This window comes from Sphingobium bisphenolivorans, from assembly GCF_000412635.1.
GTDB lineage: Bacteria > Pseudomonadota > Alphaproteobacteria > Sphingomonadales > Sphingomonadaceae > Sphingobium > Sphingobium bisphenolivorans.
Genome location: NZ_ASTG01000019.1, coordinates 48,455 through 63,576, shown reverse-complemented (window position 1 = coordinate 63,576; position 15,122 = coordinate 48,455). Strand labels below are relative to the sequence as shown.

Genomic DNA, 15,122 nt, shown 5'->3' with positions numbered 1-15,122 from the left:
AGATGCGGGGTTTTGATGAGCATCCTCCAATAGAAAGGTTGTGCTCATGGCCCAGCTGCCAAATCCCTACTTCCTGCGCAGTTCCGGGTCCGAAAAAATAAATCCAGAGCATACCCTCATCTGCTTCAGCCATTTGCGCTGGAACTTCGTCTTCCAGCGCCCCCAGCATCTGATGCTACGCTTCGCGCGCGAAGGCCGCGTCATATTCTGGGAAGAGCCGGTCCGCCTAGAGGATCTGGAAACGCCCAATCTTCGCGTCGAGGCATGCCCGATCACCGGCGTCACGGTCATCACGCCGCAGCTCGCCGCCGGCAGCGATCCCGCGGGCGAGTGCGACACGATCAGGCAGTTGCTCGACCTCTATTTGCTAGGCGAGCCGGGGCCGTTCGTGCGCTGGTATTATACGCCGATGATGCTGCCCTTTTCGGAGCATATCCCGGCCGACTGCATCGTCTACGACTGCATGGACGAGCTTGCCAATTTCAAGGGCGCGCCGCCGGAACTGCTGCCGCGCGAACAGAGGCTGCTGTCCCAGGCCGATCTGGTATTCACCGGCGGCTACAGCCTCTATGAGGCGAAGAAGGACCGCCACCCACACATCTATCCCTTTCCCTCCAGCGTCGATGCCGAGCATTTCTCCCGCGCCCGTCAAGGCGGAGTTCCGTCTTCAACGCCGCGTTTCGGCTTCTATGGCGTGATCGATGAGCGGATGGACCTTGAGCTGCTCGCGACCCTTGCCGATGCGCGCCCGGAATGGGACGTGGAGATTGTCGGCCCGGTCGTGAAGATCAGCGACGCCGATCTGCCGCGCCGCGCTAATCTCCATTATCCCGGCGGCAAAAGCTATGATGAGCTGCCCGACTGCATCCGGAGCTGGGATGTTGCGTTGATGCCCTTCGCGATCAACGAGGCGACCCGCTTCATCAGCCCGACCAAGACGCCGGAATATCTCTCGGCGGGCAAGCCGGTCGTTTCGACGCCCATCACCGATGTCGTGCGCCATTATGGCGAGATCGACGCCGTGTTCATCGCCGAGCGTGGCGAAGCGTTCGTCGCGGCGTGCGATAGGGCACTAGCCCTCGCTCGCAGCGGCGGCGACTGGCTGAAGCAGGCCGATGCGCTGCTCGCGGACATGTCATGGGACAAGAGCTTCCAGCAGATGAACACCCTCATCCGCCAGTCCATCGCCAAGAGCCTGCACGCGCATCCGGTCGTTTCGCCGGTCGCTCTCCGTAGCGACCGCCCGCAGCATTATGACGTGATGGTCGTGGGTGCGGGTTTTGCTGGCGCCGTGATGGCGGAGCGGCTGGCTGCCGATGGCGGCAAGAAAGTGCTGGTGGTCGACCGGCGCCCCCATGTCGCGGGCAATGCCTATGACCGGCTGAATGAGGCCGGCGTGCTGATCCACCAATATGGGCCGCACATCTTCCACACCAATTCGCAGGAGATTTTCGACTATCTCTCCCGCTTCACCAAATGGCGGCCTTACGAACATCGGGTGCTGGCGGCGGTTGACGACATGCTGCTGCCGATCCCGATCAACCGCACGACGATCAACCGGCTCTACAATCTCAACCTCCAGACGGAGGAGGAGGCGGCGATCTTCCTCGCGGCGCAGGCAGAGCCTGTCTCCGTCATCCGTTCGTCGGAAGATGTGGTGATCTCCGCCGTGGGGCGCGAGCTTTATGAGAAATTCTTCCAAGGCTATACCCGCAAGCAATGGGGACTCGACCCGTCCGAACTGGACAAGGCGGTGACCGCCCGGGTGCCGACGCGCACCAATGTCGATGACCGCTATTTCACCGACGCATTCCAGGCGATGCCGCTGGAAGGCTATACCAAGATGTTCGAGCGGATGTTGGACCATCCCAATATCGATGTAATGCTGGGCGTCGATTATTGCGAGGCGAGGGACGCCTATCCGCACGACCATCTGGTGTTCACCGGGCCGATCGACGAATATTTCGGCTACCGCTTCGGCAAGCTGCCCTACCGCTCGCTCCGTTTCCAGCATGAGACGTTGCCGCAGGAGCAGTTCCAGCCGGTCGCGGTGGTCAACTATCCCTCCCCCGACGTGCCGCATACGCGCATCACCGAATATAAGCATCTGACCGGGCAGCAGGCTCCGGCCACCAGCATCACCTATGAATATCCGGCGTCGGAGGGGGATCCCTACTACCCCATTCCCCGCCCGGAGAATCAGGCGCTGTTCAAACGCTATGAGGCGCTGGCGCTGGCCCAGCCGGATGTCAGCTTTGTCGGCCGGCTCGCCACCTACCGCTATTATAATATGGACCAGGTGGTGGGTCAGGCGCTGGCGACATATCGGCGCATGGCGAAGAAGGCAGTCGTGGAGAACCGGCGCTCCACCGTTCTCAATTCGCCGCCGCTGTCGCCGCCCGCGACCTGACCGCTTGAGGCCGGGCTTTTTCGATCAGCCGGTGGAGGAGGTCGCGCGCGAGTTGATCGGCGCGACCTTAGTGGTCGATGGGGTCGGTGGCACGATCGTCGAAACCGAAGCCTATGATGCACGCGATCCCGCCTCCCACAGTTTCCGCGGGGAAACTCCGCGCAACGCGGCGATGTTCGGGCCGACCGGGCGGGCCTATGTCTATCGGCTCTACGGGCTTCACTGGTGCCTGAACATGGTTTGCGGCCCGCGCGGGAGTGCGGTGCTGATCCGCGCACTGCAGCCAATGGCGGGGATCGAGCGCATGATCGAGCGGCGCGGAACAGACCGCCCGCGCCTGCTGTGCAGCGGACCCGGACGGCTGGCGCAGGCGCTCGACATCGACGGCAGGCTGAACGGAGCGCCCTTGTCTGAGCCGCCGTTCGAACTGGTCGAACGGGCGGAGGAGCCGGAGATCGCCAGCGGCCCGCGCATCGGGATCAGCGTGGGGACCGACACGCCCTGGCGCTTCGGGCTTGTTGGGTCGCCTTATCTCAGTAGGCCACTGCGCTTCGAAGACCGGGCATCATAGATATCGTGCTCCTGCCTGCGCAGGAGCACGTGAGGCTCAAGCCGCCATCCTGTCCAACTGGCTCAGCAGCCGCAGGAATTCGACCTCCTGCTCGCAATGGGGAGTGCCATCTTCATCGAAGATGTCGTGGAACCAGCGTTCCTTGAGGCCCTCAAGATTGGGGTTCTCCCACTTGTCCCAGGGAAGATGGGTCTGCGTCTTGCCTTTGACCAGGCCCCAGCAGAAGGTGCCGACCTCATGCTTGCGAGCGACCGGCAGGATCGCCTGAAAAGTGCTGCCCGCCGGGCGCGCCATATATTCGGTGCACCAGAGCGGCCGACCCATCGCCTTCAGCCAATTGACCCGCTGCTCGAAATCTTCCGCGATCCCATAATTGTGGAAGGAGATCACGTCCGAATTGTCTGTCTGCGCCCGCTGGATCGGGCTCAGCAGATCGGGTGCAGACCAGTCGCCGAGCCAGATGCCGCTGGTGAGCGGCTGGATCGGCTTCATCTCCCGCGCCCAGCCGAACGCCTCGACCAGCAGAGGCACGACCAGATCAGCCTTCGCCTTCAGCGCAACCGGGTCGCACAGCGCGACTTCTGGGCCATTGTCCGGCTCGTTCCAGATATCCCATGCGATGACGCGCGCGTCCTGGCCGAAGCGGCCGACGACGCCGCGCACATAATCCTCCAGCCGGTCATGCTCCGCCGCATTCTGCAGCACCGACATTCCCGGAGACTGGACCCAGCCGCTGTTGTGCACGCCTTCGCGCGGCGCCGGCTGCTCGCCCAGCGCGGGTTCGGGATGCCAGCAGGAATCAAACAGCACCAACATCGTGCGGATGCCGTGCCGATCCGCCGCCGACAGGAAGCTGTCGATCCGGTCGAGGAAGCCCGTGGGGTCCTCCACCCATAGCAGATCGTGCAGATAGACCCGCACCGCATTCATCCCAACCGACGCTGCCAGCGCCAGTTCGCGATCGATGGTGGCAAGATCGAAGCTGCGCGCCTGCCACATTTCGAGCTGGTTGATTGCATTTGAGGGGGTAAAATTACACCCCACGAGCCAAGGCTGTTCCTTGAACCAAGCATGCGCCTTTTCCGGCGTCCAACGACCACTCATTTCCCGCTCACCATAGTTTCTTAGCGTGCCCTGGCGGCGCCGCTTAGAGTTGATGCAAGTATAGGGCAAGATGCTTAATTCAATCTGAGCGATCGATCCGTTCGATGAATATAGTTGTTTCTCAGGATGCTACGTAAGAGCGGATATTTTCGTCTCCGTAATATTTGCTGCCTATTATTTCTGCTGCGAAATGATGGATGTTCGTGCAGGTTTGCCGCCGATCAGCGATTCGTCGCAAAGCGATTGACGACATGATCGTTCCCCGGCGAAGAGCGGATGAAAGGGACGAGGGGACGAAATTCATGAAAATCGGTCTGACGATGTGCGCGTTCGCTATGGCGGCGGCGCTTCTGCCTGCGGTGGCGCGGGCTGACGACCCGAATGATCCGACGATGCGCAGCGCTGCGGCGCGCGCGCGCGACCGCGCCATCATCAAGCGGATGAATCAGCAGCAGCTCGCCTATGTCCGCGCCCGCGACGCGCGGATGCAGCGCAGCTACCGCGTGGCCGACAGCGACCGAGAAGCCTATGCCGAGGCCCGCGCCGACTATGCGCGCCAGATGTCCGCGTGGCGCCGCGCCGTCGCTGCCTGCAACGCTGGCCATTACGAATATTGCGATTGAGACAGCGCGCCTGCCGATAAATCCGTGGTGACTATTGGGAGCAGAAGCGGACCGCTTTTGCTTCCATGATGCGGCCTGGCGGGACCACACCGTCAGCAGGCCGCAGGTCGAACACGGAGGTGCCAATGGCATCGGCAGGGCCGATGGACGGAAAGGAAGCAAGCCGCCGGACGGCGATCGGCCGTTCGCTCCTTGCGCTCGTCGCCTTTGCCCTTCTGGTTGCCGTTGCGGTCGGCGCCCTGGCCTTCGGCGCACGGGACAACAGGCCGCAGGCGCTCGCGCGAGGAGCAGCCTCGCCCTCCCCGGTCCCGCACACGCGCGTCGGCATCAACCTTTACGCCGTCGACAGCTGGTTCCGGCAGCAAATCTTCGCCAACATGATCCTGCAAGGCGAATGGTTTAATTCGCAGGGCAATGGCTGGACCAGCTTTCCGGCAGATCAACTGGACGCGCAGGGCTGGGTCCGCTTCCTGAAACCGGGGCAGACCGCGTTCCGGCTGCTCGTCCTGCCCGCCGCCCCCTTCCGCCCCGTCGCGGTGAAATGCAGCTATCAAGGTCACGGTCTGCTCGATGCCGGCGGCGTCGCCGAGAAGCGCGACAGCGCGGCGCAATCCTTCCTGCTCGACCTGAAACCGACCGGGGCGGACGACGAAAAGGCCTGGATCGAACTGGTGCGGACCGATCCGCAGGACCCCATCAGGAACATCGATTGCAGGCTGGCCGACCGGCCCACGGACGAGCGTTTCAGCCCGGAATTCCTCTCCTTCGTCCGTCACTTCAAGGTCATCCGCTTCCTCGACTGGCAGCATATCAACGATAATGCCGCCGTCCGCTGGACAGACCGCACCACCCCGCGCAGCGGGAGCCAGGCGGGGGCCGGCGGCGTTTCGATCGAGGACATGGTCGACCTTGGCAATCTGACCGGCACCGATCCCTGGTTCCTGATGCCCTATCGCGCTGATCCCGCCTATGTCCGGTCCTTCGCCCGGCTGGTTCATGAGCGGCTCGACCCCCACCGCACTGCCTATGTCGAACTGGGCAATGAGGTCTGGAACTCGGTGTTCGATGTGTCGCGGCAGGCGCAGGCCGAGGGGCTGGCGCGAGGTCTTGGCGGCGGCGACCCGATGCGGGCGCAGATGCTGCGCTATGCGCAGAAAGTGGGCGAGACGATGCGGATCTGGACCGAGGTGTTCGCCGACCGCCCTCGCCAGTTGGTGCGCGTAGCCGCTTCCCAGAATGCCTGGCCCGACCTGGCCTCGATCATCCTCGAAGAGGGGGGTGCGGCGCGCTGGATCGACGCGCTCGCAACCGCGCCCTATTTTGGCTTCGACCTCGACGGATATGGCGTACGCGACCTTGACCGCATCTTCGCGCAAGTGCCCGCCGCGATGGAGGAGGCGCTACAAAAGGCCGAGACGCACCGCGCGCTCGCCGCACGCCACGGCAAGCGCTACCTCACCTATGAGGCCGGCCAGCATTTCGTCACCGAGGATATGAAGCTCGCCTACGCCCTCCAGCGCGACCCGCGCATGGGTGCCTACTATGCCGATTATCTCGCCCGGTGGAAGGCGCGGATCGGCGGCGATCTGGTCCTCTTCTCCTCGACCGCGCCGATCGGCAGCTATGGCGGCTGGGGCCTGCGCGAATATGCCGGCCAGCCCGAGGAGGAAGCACCCAAGCTGCGGGCCGTCCGCCAATTCTTGGCGGACCGGCGATGATCTCCCGAACCTGTTTGATCGCAGAGGATAGATGATGGACCGTTCGATCCTGGTGGGTACCCGCGTCGGCATGGTCGCCCAGCGCATGCGCGAGCAGATCGCCCTGTTCCGCACCGCAGGCACCGATCCGGAAAATATGGGCATTTGCGGCAATGACCTGATCGCGCAGCGGCTGCTGGAGGCGCTCTGCCTGCCGGGCAAAGCCTTCGTCGATGTCGGCGCCCATATCGGGTCGGTCATCGCCGGGGTTGCCCGACACAGCCGCCCCTCGGCCATCATCGCGATCGAAGCGGTGCCCGCCAAGGCGGAGGCGCTGCGCCGCCGCTTTCCGCAGGCCATAGTCCACAGCTGCGCGGTGGGCGAGCAGGAAGGAGAGATGCCCTTCTTCATCGACCTTCGCCAGTCGGGCTACTCGTCGCTTTATCCCAGCTCCGAGCGGGGCGAGCAGCAGGAGATCAGCGTGCCGATCCGCCGGCTCGACCATCTGGTCGGCAGCGAGCGGGTGGATGTGATCAAGATCGATGTCGAGGGCGCAGAACTGGCGGTGATGCGGGGCAGCGATTCGCTGCTCGCCCGCGACAGGCCGACGATCATGTTCGAAAGCGGGCCTGAAGAAGTGGGCGGCTACAGCAAGGCCGCGATGTGGGAATGGCTCGACCAGGCAGGCTATGCAGTGCTGCTGCCCAACCGCGTCGCCCATATCGACCCCGGCCTCTCTCGCGACGGCTTCATCGAAGCGCATCTCTATCCCCGCCGCACCACCAATTATTTCGCTGTCGCGCGGGTTCGCCGCGAGGAGGTGCGCGCCCGCGCGCGGATGATCCAGAAGCTCGTCTGATACCCCGCTTTGACAGCGGCGGCGCGAACGCGCATGGGCGGGCGATGCAACTCGCCCGCTTCGACGTCGATCTCTTCCTGCGCGACTATTGGCAGAAGCGCCCGCTGCTGATCCGCAATCCCTGGGCGGCATGGCGCAACCCGCTGGAGCCCGACGAACTGGCGGGCCTCGCCTGTGAGGAAGGCATCGAATCGCGCCTGATCACGCGGGAGGCGGATCGCCTCTCGGTCGAAAGCGGGCCATTGCCAGAAGATCGTTTCGCCAGGCTGGGGAGCGACCCCTGGACGCTGCTGGTGCAGGCCGTCGATCATCATGCGCCGGATGTCGCCGCGCTGATCGATCCGTTCCGTTTCGTGCCCAACTGGCGCATCGATGATGTGATGGTGAGCTACGCCACGGACGGCGGCGGCGTCGGCCCCCATTATGATCAATATGACGTGTTTCTGATCCAGGGCCTCGGCAAGCGGCGCTGGCGGGTCGGCCCGCAATGCCATTCGGCAACGCCCTTGCTGCCGCATGACGACCTGCGCCTGATCGCCGACTTTGAGGCGAGTGAGGAGTGGGTGCTGGAGCCCGGCGATATTCTCTATGTGCCGCCCTGCTACGCGCATGACGGGGTAGCGGTCGGCGACGATTGCATGACCTATTCCGTCGGCTTTCGCGCGCCGTCCCGCGCGGAACTGGTCCAGCATTGGGCGGAGCACCAGGCCGACGGGTTGCTTGACGAGGACCGTTATGCCGACCCTGACCTCACGCCGCAGGACAATCCCGGCGAGATCAGCGGCATCGCCATCGACCGGCTGCACGGACTGGTGATGGAGGCGCTGTCCGACCGCACCGCCTTCGCCCGCTGGTTCGGCGCATTCACCAGCCAGCCCAAATATGCCGATGCCGACTGGCGTCCGGAGGAGCCGGTCGGAAGCGGGCAGGTGCGGGCTTTGCTGGCAGAGGGCGTGCCGCTCAGCCGCAATCCCGCCAGCCGCTTCTCCTTCCTGCGGCAGGAAGATGGCGCTGTCCTGCTGTTCGTGGATGGCCGCTGCTTCGACTGCACGGCCGAGGAGGCAGAGCTGGTGGAGCGGCTGTGCGCGGAAACGGCGCTGGTGGTTGACCCCGAACTCGCGGCATCGGCTCCCGCCGCAACGCTGATCGAGACGCTGGTCGATCAGGGCAGCCTCGCCTTCGAGGATGGGGAGGAGTGACAGCGCGATGACGCTCATCCTGTTCAACAAGCCCTATGGCGTGCTCTGCCAGTTCAGCGATGAGCGCACAGGCCCGCCGCGCCCCACGCTGGCGGCGTATATCGATCGGCCGGACGTCTATCCCGCCGGCCGACTCGATCTGGACAGCGAGGGGCTGCTGCTGCTGACCGACGACGGCCGCTTGCAGGCGCGGATCGCCGACCCGCGCTTCAAGACGCCGAAAACCTATCTGGCGCAGGTCGAGGGCGAGCCCGACGAAGCGGCGCTGAGCGCGCTGCGGCGCGGCGTCACGCTGAAGGACGGACCGACCCTGCCTGCGCAGGCGGAGCGCATCGACGACCCCGCACTCTGGCCCCGCGATCCGCCGGTGCGGTTCCGCAAGAGCGTGCCCGACTGCTGGCTGCGCCTCACCATTCGGGAAGGGCGCAACCGGCAGGTTCGGCGGATGACGGCGGCGGTGGGGCATCCGACGCTGCGGCTCGTCCGCTGGCGGATCGGCGACTGGACGCTCGACGGCATCGAGCCGGGACAGTGGCGGGAAGCGAAGGGCGGCGCCTGACGTTCAGGCGCTCCCCTCGACAATGGCCTTCAGCGCCCGAAGATCGCGGTTGATCCATTTGATGTCGGCGGCGAAGCGCTCGTCATCCATGCCAGGCTGACGAAACAACGTCAGCATCACCTCCGCCCCATCGCCATTCTGCACCACGCGCAGCGGCACATGGACCTCCTCGCCCGAGCCCACATCGACATGATGGTCCATGACGCCGAAGTCGTTATGCGGGGTGAAGCGGATGCGGATGGGTCCTTCGGCGCCGTCCGCCAGCCAGCCTTCGCCGTCAGGCCGCAGATCGGCCTCGGTCAAACCCAACGCCCATCGCGGGAAGAATTCCGGCCGCCAGATCATCTCATAAACCGCCGTCCACTCCCGGTTGATCGTCACGCTATAGGTGCGGGCGGGCAGCATGTTCGGATCTCCGTCTTGTCATGCGCTATCTACTGCCATGCGGGCAGCCGGATGGCGACCCACGAAAGGACATGGCGGGCAAGAAGCCCCTCCCCTTCCCCGCCTTTGCACCCTAACAGGGTCACATGGTCCAAATCCTCATCGATGCTGACGCCTGTCCGGTAAAGGACGAAAGCTACAAGGTCGCCTGGCGATATGACGTACCGGTCATCGTCGTCAGCAACAGCCCCATTCGCGTGCCGGCGCATCCGCTCGTCTCCCGCGTGGTGGTCGATGCCCGGTTCGACGCGGCCGACGACTGGATCGTGGAGCATGTCGAGCCAAAGTCCATCACCGTAACCGCCGACATATTGCTGGCCGACCGCTGCCTCAAGGCCGGGTGCGGGGCGGTGATCGCGCCCACCGGAAAGCCCTTCACCAGCGCGTCGATCGGCAATGCCGTAGCCGTTCGCGCCATCATGGCGGATTTGCGGTCGGGCGCGGTCGGAGACGGGATCGGCGGGCCCGCGCCCTTCGGCAAGGCGGACCGGTCGCGTTTCCTCTCAGTGCTGGACGAGACGGTAGTCAGGCTGCGTCGCTAAGCCACTGATCCCCGGAGCTTGGCCGAATCGCGTCTTTTAGGGCGTTGCATGCGGTGCCAACTGGCGTAGATTCCCTGCCAAGCTGGGTTGGAGAGCGACAATGCCGGAGAGCAGACGAGGCGCCGCGCCCGCCCCTGTGGTAGACGCATTGAGGCAGAGCGAACGGAAATATCTGACGCTCTTCAATGCGATGGATCAGGGCTACCTTCTAGCCGACGTAATCTTTGACGACAATGGCCAGGTCGTGGACATAGCCTTTGTGGAGTCGAATCCGGCCGCGAAGCGAATGCTCGGCGTTGATCCTACGGGGCAGCGCCTGCGGGCGTTTTGCCCCGAAAATAAGGATCATTGGTACGAAGTCTGGGGCCGGGTGGCCGTGAACGGCGAGCCCCAGCGGCAGGAGCGCTTCGCGTCTCTGCAAGGGCGATGGTATGATTTCCTCCTCTTCAAACCAGAACCGAACGATGCCGACAGCCGCCGCGTAGCCGTGCTGTTCCAGGACGTCACCGCGCGCAAGAATGCAGATCACGCGCTGAGGGAAAGTGAAGAACGCCTCGCGCTCGCGGTCGAGATCGCCGAACTGGCGAGTTGGGACTGGAACATGCGGACCGGCCACATCACCTGGAACGACCGGCATTTCCTTCTTCAGGGCTACACGCCCGGAGAGGTCATCCCGAGCTTCGACGCATGGCTTGCCAAGGTTCATCCAGACGACCGTGAGCAGGCGGTCCTGCTGATCGAGCAGGCGCGCGCTCATCGGGGTACCTATGCGCATGAATTCCGGACGCTCCGTGCCGACGGCTCCAACCGCTGGTGCGCGGCGCGCGGGCATTTCTTCTACGACGAGGCCGGCGTCCCCTACCGCATGATCGGCCTGATGGAGGATGTCACCCGTCGCAAGGAGATCGAACTCGGCCTTCGGGAAAGCGAGGAACGACAGCAATATCTGTTGAGGCTGAGCGATGCACTGCGCCCCGTGAGTGAGCCGATCGAGGTTCAACGCATCGCCAGCGCGATCTTGCGAGAGCATCTGGGCGCGGATCGCGTGGCCTATGCCGAGCTTAAGGCGAACGAAGACACATACTGCTTGCTGGCCGAAGACCGGGCGGCGGACCTTTCCTCCTTCGATGGCTTCACTTATGACTGGTCAGCCTTCGATCCGCTGGGCCATGTGCAGGCGAAGCTCGGCCAAAGCGTCAACCGAGCCGACGTGCAGGCGGCGGAAGACCTCACTCCCGAACAGAAGAAGGCCTTCGCGGGGGTAGGCTGTCGAAGCCTGATCAAGGTCCCGATTCGGAAGGACGGGCGTTTGGTCGCGTTCATTACGGTCCACTTCAGGAACCCGCACATATCGACGCCCGCTGACGTCGTCCTGGTGGAGGAATCCGCCGAGCGGACCTGGGCGGCGGTACAGCGGGCCCGCGCCGAAACATCGCTGCGCAGGAGCGAGGAGCTTCTCGACCTCGCCTTCGGCGCGGCGGAAATGGGCGCATGGGAGTATGATCTGCTGGCAAATGTCTGCCGCTTCGACGCGCGTGCGCGAGAGCTTTACAACTTGGCCTCCGACATGGTGGACATTCGCCCCGAAGAGATCGCCAGGGTCGCTCACCCCGACGACTTTAAGGCCATGTTCGCGGCGCTGCGCCATGCGTCGGACATCGAAGGCGACGGCCGCTACGACATCGACTATCGAATCGGCCGGGGCGACGCCTCCTATCGCTGGCTGCGAGCCTGGGGCAAGGCCGAGTTTCAGGGCGAGGGCTCGCATCGCCGAGCGGTCCGCATCGTGGGTGCCAGCCGCGACATCACGCTCGAAGTCGAGGCGCAGGCGGCGCTGCGTGAAAGCGAGGAACGCTTCCAGCAATTCGCCAAAGCCTCTGCCGCGGCGCTATGGATACGCGACGCGGAAACCCGCTCGATGGAATTTGTGAGCCCGGCATCCGCGGAAATCTACGGCGTTGAGACCAGCGCCCTGCTGGGTGACGTGGCCCGTTGGGCATCGATGGTTCTTCCAGAGGATCGGAACGGAGCGCTGCAGCACCTGGCAGAGGCAAGCCGGGGCGAGAGCGTCGTGCATGAATTTCGCATCCAAAGACCGTCGGACCTGGCATTCCGATGGATCAGAAGCACCGCCTTCCCGCTTCGCGACAATGGCGACATCCCACGCATTGGCGGCATTGCCGAAGATGTCACAGACGCTAGGCTGGCTGTCGAACATCAGGCAATTCTGCTCGCGGAGCTTCAGCATCGCGTCCGCAACATATTGGCGATGACCCGGTCAGTCGTCCTTCGCACGGCGCAGGGCGCGGCCGATGTAGAAGACTACAAATCGCTGTTGGAAGGACGGCTGATGGCACTGGCGCGTGTGCAGGTGCTGCTGACGCGGGAGGCCAATGGCGGCGGCGCGCTATGCGATATCATAAAGAGCGAGGTGAGCGCACAGGCGCATCGCTCCGATCAGTTCGAGCTTGTTGGTCCTGACGTCCGCCTCTCCCCTAAAGCGGTGGAGGTGCTGACCCTGGCGTTTCACGAACTCGCGACCAATGCACTCAAATATGGCGCTTTTTCGGCTCCTGAAGGCCGGCTTCGGGTAAATTGGACGCCCTTCCAAAGGGGTGGCCGTCCTTGGCTGGCGCTGGACTGGACCGAAGAAGGCGTCGCCGTTCAAGAGCCTGTCACGCGCCGAGGCTTCGGCAGCGACCTTATCGAAGGCCGCATACCCTATGAACTTCAGGGCACGGGGAGGCTCACCTTCCGCCCGGAAGGCGCCCATTGCCATTTGACGTTTCCGCTGAACGACGGGGAAAGCATCCTTGCAACCGATGCGCCCGCGCCTGTGACGATCTTTGGAGGAGTTCTCGACATGACAGATGCCCCTGACCTGTCCGGCCGCACTGTCCTGGTGGTCGAAGACGACTATTATATCGCCGTCGACACCGCCTCCGCCCTGCGCGGGGCCGGTGCCGACGTGTTGGGTCCCTGTCCAAGCACCGACGCCACACTCGACCTGCTGGATTCGCAGACGCCCACCCATGCGTTGCTGGACCTGAACCTGGGCGGCGGCGGCCCGCAGTTCGAGGTCGCCCGGACGCTGCTGGAACGCGGCATCCCCTTCATCTTCATGACGGGCTACGATCCCGATGCGATCCCGCCAGACATGCACCATGTCACGCGGCTCCAGAAGCCCGTGGCGTTCCGCACGATCGTGGAAGAAATAGGCAAATTATAAGGGCGGGCGCAAAGCGGATGTCATTATCGATCGCCGGCCAAGCGGTCAGGCGACCAGGGAGGTAAGGGACCGTCATAGGGATATCAATCCCTATTAGGAGTGCAATCCATGGCATGCCACCCTGCGCGCCGAAGGAGCCACTATTGAGCGCTAAGCACGCTCTTTCTGAAGAGCGACTTGACGAGCTTATCCTCAAGCAGCCGCCCTGCCACATAGAGGATGGCAAAGAGGGCCGCGAAGACATAGGCAGGCGTGGGCGAAGGCTTCTTGTCCTGCTCTTCAGCTTTCTTCTTGTCCGGCTTCTCTGGGGCCGGAGCGCCCAGGGCCTTGTCGATCGGGTTCTGCGGCAGCAGCGCGGGTTCCTTGTGCGGCTTTTTCTCCACGGCTTCAGTTGACGGCTTTTCAAGCTTGCCGATGGCGACGGTCAATTGCGCGACGGCCAGGAAGAAAAAGGGAGCCAGGAAACAGAATAGCAGCGCCTTGCTGGTCAGATGGTAGCGCAGAATGGACCCGCTCGCACCCTTTTCGACCTGCAGAACACCCCGGTCGAAAATCGACATCTTGTCCTGCGCCGCCGGATCTTTCTTGCTGAAGGTCAGCCGGTCGCCGGTGCGGCTATGGCTGGTGCCGTCCTGCCGGAAAAGGGGATCAAGCCTCCCCAGCACATCATCCGTCGGTTGCTCAGGCGCGATCGCCACGCTGCCCCTGATGTGCCAGATCCAGTCGAATATGCGCGCGTTCACATGACACCCTTTTCTCACAAGCCACTTTTACTCGGCAGGCACGCTCACGGCGTGATCCATCGAACCTCTGCTGAACCTCTCCTTGAGCGTCCGCCATCCCTCGGTGAAGGGAAAGGTCATCTGCTCCCGGATCGACATGCGCCGACCGCCTTCCATGCCCAGCAGTTCCGCCTCCCCGTCCACGCAGGTCCCGAACATCCGGTCGATGAAGATATAGGTGTTGGAATAGTTGCTGCGGCTCGCTTCGAAGTCGCGCGAATGATGCAGGCTGTGATGCTCGGTCGTGTTGAAGAGGAAACGCCACCAGCGCGGCGTGTTGAAGCGGACATTGATATGCTGATAGGTGCCGATCGCAAGTCCGATGGTGCCGGCCAGCAGCGCGGCGCGTGGCAGGAAGTCCAGGAAGCCGCCCACGCCAAGCCCGATCAGGAACAGTTCGACGGGGTTCCCGACCGCGCCCTTGTTGATGTTCAGCTGAGTGATATAGTGGTGGACCGAATGGGTGAGCCATAGCGGATACCAGTTATGCATTCCCCGATGCATCCAATATTGCCCGAAATCGAAGATGAACGAGATCAGAAACGCCTGGACGAGCAGCGGAAGCCCGATGAACCAGTTGAACTTTTCCCAGTCAAAGGAATGTTGCAATGCTTCGATGATGACGTCGCTGCCGATATAGCGCTCGACCATGTTGATCAGCGTGTAACCCAGCGCCACGTAAAAGAGATCGGTGACCAACTCCTTCCAGGTGAGGCGCCAGCTTTCGTATCGGGGGTTCACCCATTCGAGTGCGAGCAGAAGCAGCTTGAACCCGATACCAATGCCGATGGCCGTGGATGCCTTCGCGATCGAGTTGGGTGCATAATACCAAAAGAGGATCAGGGCGAACAACGCCGCGGGCTGAAACCAGGTAAAGATGAATTGCTTGACCGGACCGCCCTCGACCCGGGGAAGGTTTTCCCATCCAATCGTGACAGGCGATTGCGCGCCGATCACTCGTTTTCCTACGCGAATACCATCCATGCGCCTGCTCTCTATTGCTCATCCGGGCCGCTGCTTTTCGTCCGGCACGCTCGCTCGCGTGGGGGATGTCTGCAGCCCGTGAAACCTGATGTTGCGTGCATCGGCAACGTGCACTCATC

The 15,122-nt window shown here is 63.4% G+C and carries 13 protein-coding genes; 9 read left to right on the top strand and 4 right to left on the bottom strand.

Translation table 11 applies throughout. The annotated features are described in order from the left end of the window. Positions 1-172 precede the first annotated feature (172 nt). On the top strand, positions 173-2,410 hold the full coding sequence (glf, locus tag L858_RS20215; RefSeq protein WP_081643368.1) for a UDP-galactopyranose mutase: 2,238 nt from the start codon (positions 173-175) through the stop codon (positions 2,408-2,410). Positions 2,411-2,414: 4 nt separating this feature from the next. Further along, positions 2,415-2,981 (top strand): DNA-3-methyladenine glycosylase, encoded by a 567-nt coding sequence (locus L858_RS0114475; protein WP_022683874.1) that lies wholly within the window; start codon positions 2,415-2,417, stop codon positions 2,979-2,981. Positions 2,982-3,017: 36 nt separating this feature from the next. On the opposite strand, the gene L858_RS0114470 is transcribed toward L858_RS0114475, so the two are convergent. Next, positions 3,018-4,085: a cellulase family glycosylhydrolase gene (locus tag L858_RS0114470; protein WP_022683873.1), complete on the bottom strand. Its 1,068-nt coding sequence runs from the start codon at positions 4,083-4,085 to the stop codon at positions 3,018-3,020. 302 nt (positions 4,086-4,387) lie between these two features. On the opposite strand from L858_RS0114470, the gene L858_RS0114465 reads away from it, so the two are divergent. The 5 genes from L858_RS0114465 (at position 4,388) to L858_RS0114445 (ending at position 9,022) form a co-directional block, all read left to right on the top strand. Beyond that, positions 4,388-4,708 (top strand): hypothetical protein, encoded by a 321-nt coding sequence (locus L858_RS0114465; protein WP_028056155.1) that lies wholly within the window; start codon positions 4,388-4,390, stop codon positions 4,706-4,708. 125 nt (positions 4,709-4,833) lie between these two features. Then, a complete protein-coding gene (locus tag L858_RS20210; RefSeq protein ID WP_152639837.1) occupies positions 4,834-6,426 on the top strand; it encodes a hypothetical protein in 1,593 nt (530 codons plus the stop codon). Positions 6,427-6,460: 34 nt separating this feature from the next. Beyond that, a complete protein-coding gene (locus L858_RS0114455) occupies positions 6,461-7,264 on the top strand; it encodes an FkbM family methyltransferase (protein WP_202951363.1) in 804 nt (267 codons plus the stop codon). Positions 7,265-7,308: 44 nt separating this feature from the next. Beyond that, entirely contained in the window at positions 7,309-8,463 is a 1,155-nt protein-coding gene (locus tag L858_RS0114450) for a cupin domain-containing protein (RefSeq protein WP_022683869.1), read from the top strand. Between the two features lie 7 nt (positions 8,464-8,470). Next, positions 8,471-9,022: a pseudouridine synthase gene (locus tag L858_RS0114445; protein WP_022683868.1), complete on the top strand. Its 552-nt coding sequence runs from the start codon at positions 8,471-8,473 to the stop codon at positions 9,020-9,022. A gap of 3 nt (positions 9,023-9,025) precedes the next feature. On the opposite strand, the gene L858_RS0114440 is transcribed toward L858_RS0114445, so the two are convergent. After that, the gene (locus tag L858_RS0114440; protein ID WP_022683867.1) at positions 9,026-9,427 is read right to left on the bottom strand and encodes a hypothetical protein; all 402 of its coding nucleotides are present in this window, start codon (positions 9,425-9,427) and stop codon (positions 9,026-9,028) included. A 125-nt stretch (positions 9,428-9,552) separates the two neighbouring features. On the opposite strand from L858_RS0114440, the gene L858_RS0114435 reads away from it, so the two are divergent. Together L858_RS0114435 and L858_RS21330 are read left to right on the top strand one after the other, a co-directional pair. Continuing rightward, complete coding sequence (locus tag L858_RS0114435; RefSeq protein ID WP_022683866.1) at positions 9,553-10,008, top strand: YaiI/YqxD family protein; 456 nt, start codon at positions 9,553-9,555, stop codon at positions 10,006-10,008. 100 nt (positions 10,009-10,108) lie between these two features. Beyond that, positions 10,109-13,237, top strand: a complete 3,129-nt coding sequence (locus tag L858_RS21330) for a PAS domain-containing protein (protein ID WP_081643365.1) — start codon at positions 10,109-10,111, stop codon at positions 13,235-13,237. Positions 13,238-13,377: 140 nt separating this feature from the next. Here L858_RS21330 and L858_RS0114425 read toward each other — a convergent pair whose 3' ends face one another. Together L858_RS0114425 and L858_RS0114420 are read right to left on the bottom strand one after the other, a co-directional pair. Then, positions 13,378-13,980 carry a hypothetical protein gene (locus L858_RS0114425; RefSeq protein WP_022683864.1) on the bottom strand — a complete coding sequence of 201 codons (603 nt, stop codon included), beginning with the start codon at positions 13,978-13,980 and terminating at the stop codon, positions 13,378-13,380. 27 nt (positions 13,981-14,007) lie between these two features. Further along, positions 14,008-15,003 carry a sterol desaturase family protein gene (locus L858_RS0114420; RefSeq protein ID WP_028056153.1) on the bottom strand — a complete coding sequence of 332 codons (996 nt, stop codon included), beginning with the start codon at positions 15,001-15,003 and terminating at the stop codon, positions 14,008-14,010. Positions 15,004-15,122: the final 119 nt, after the last annotated feature.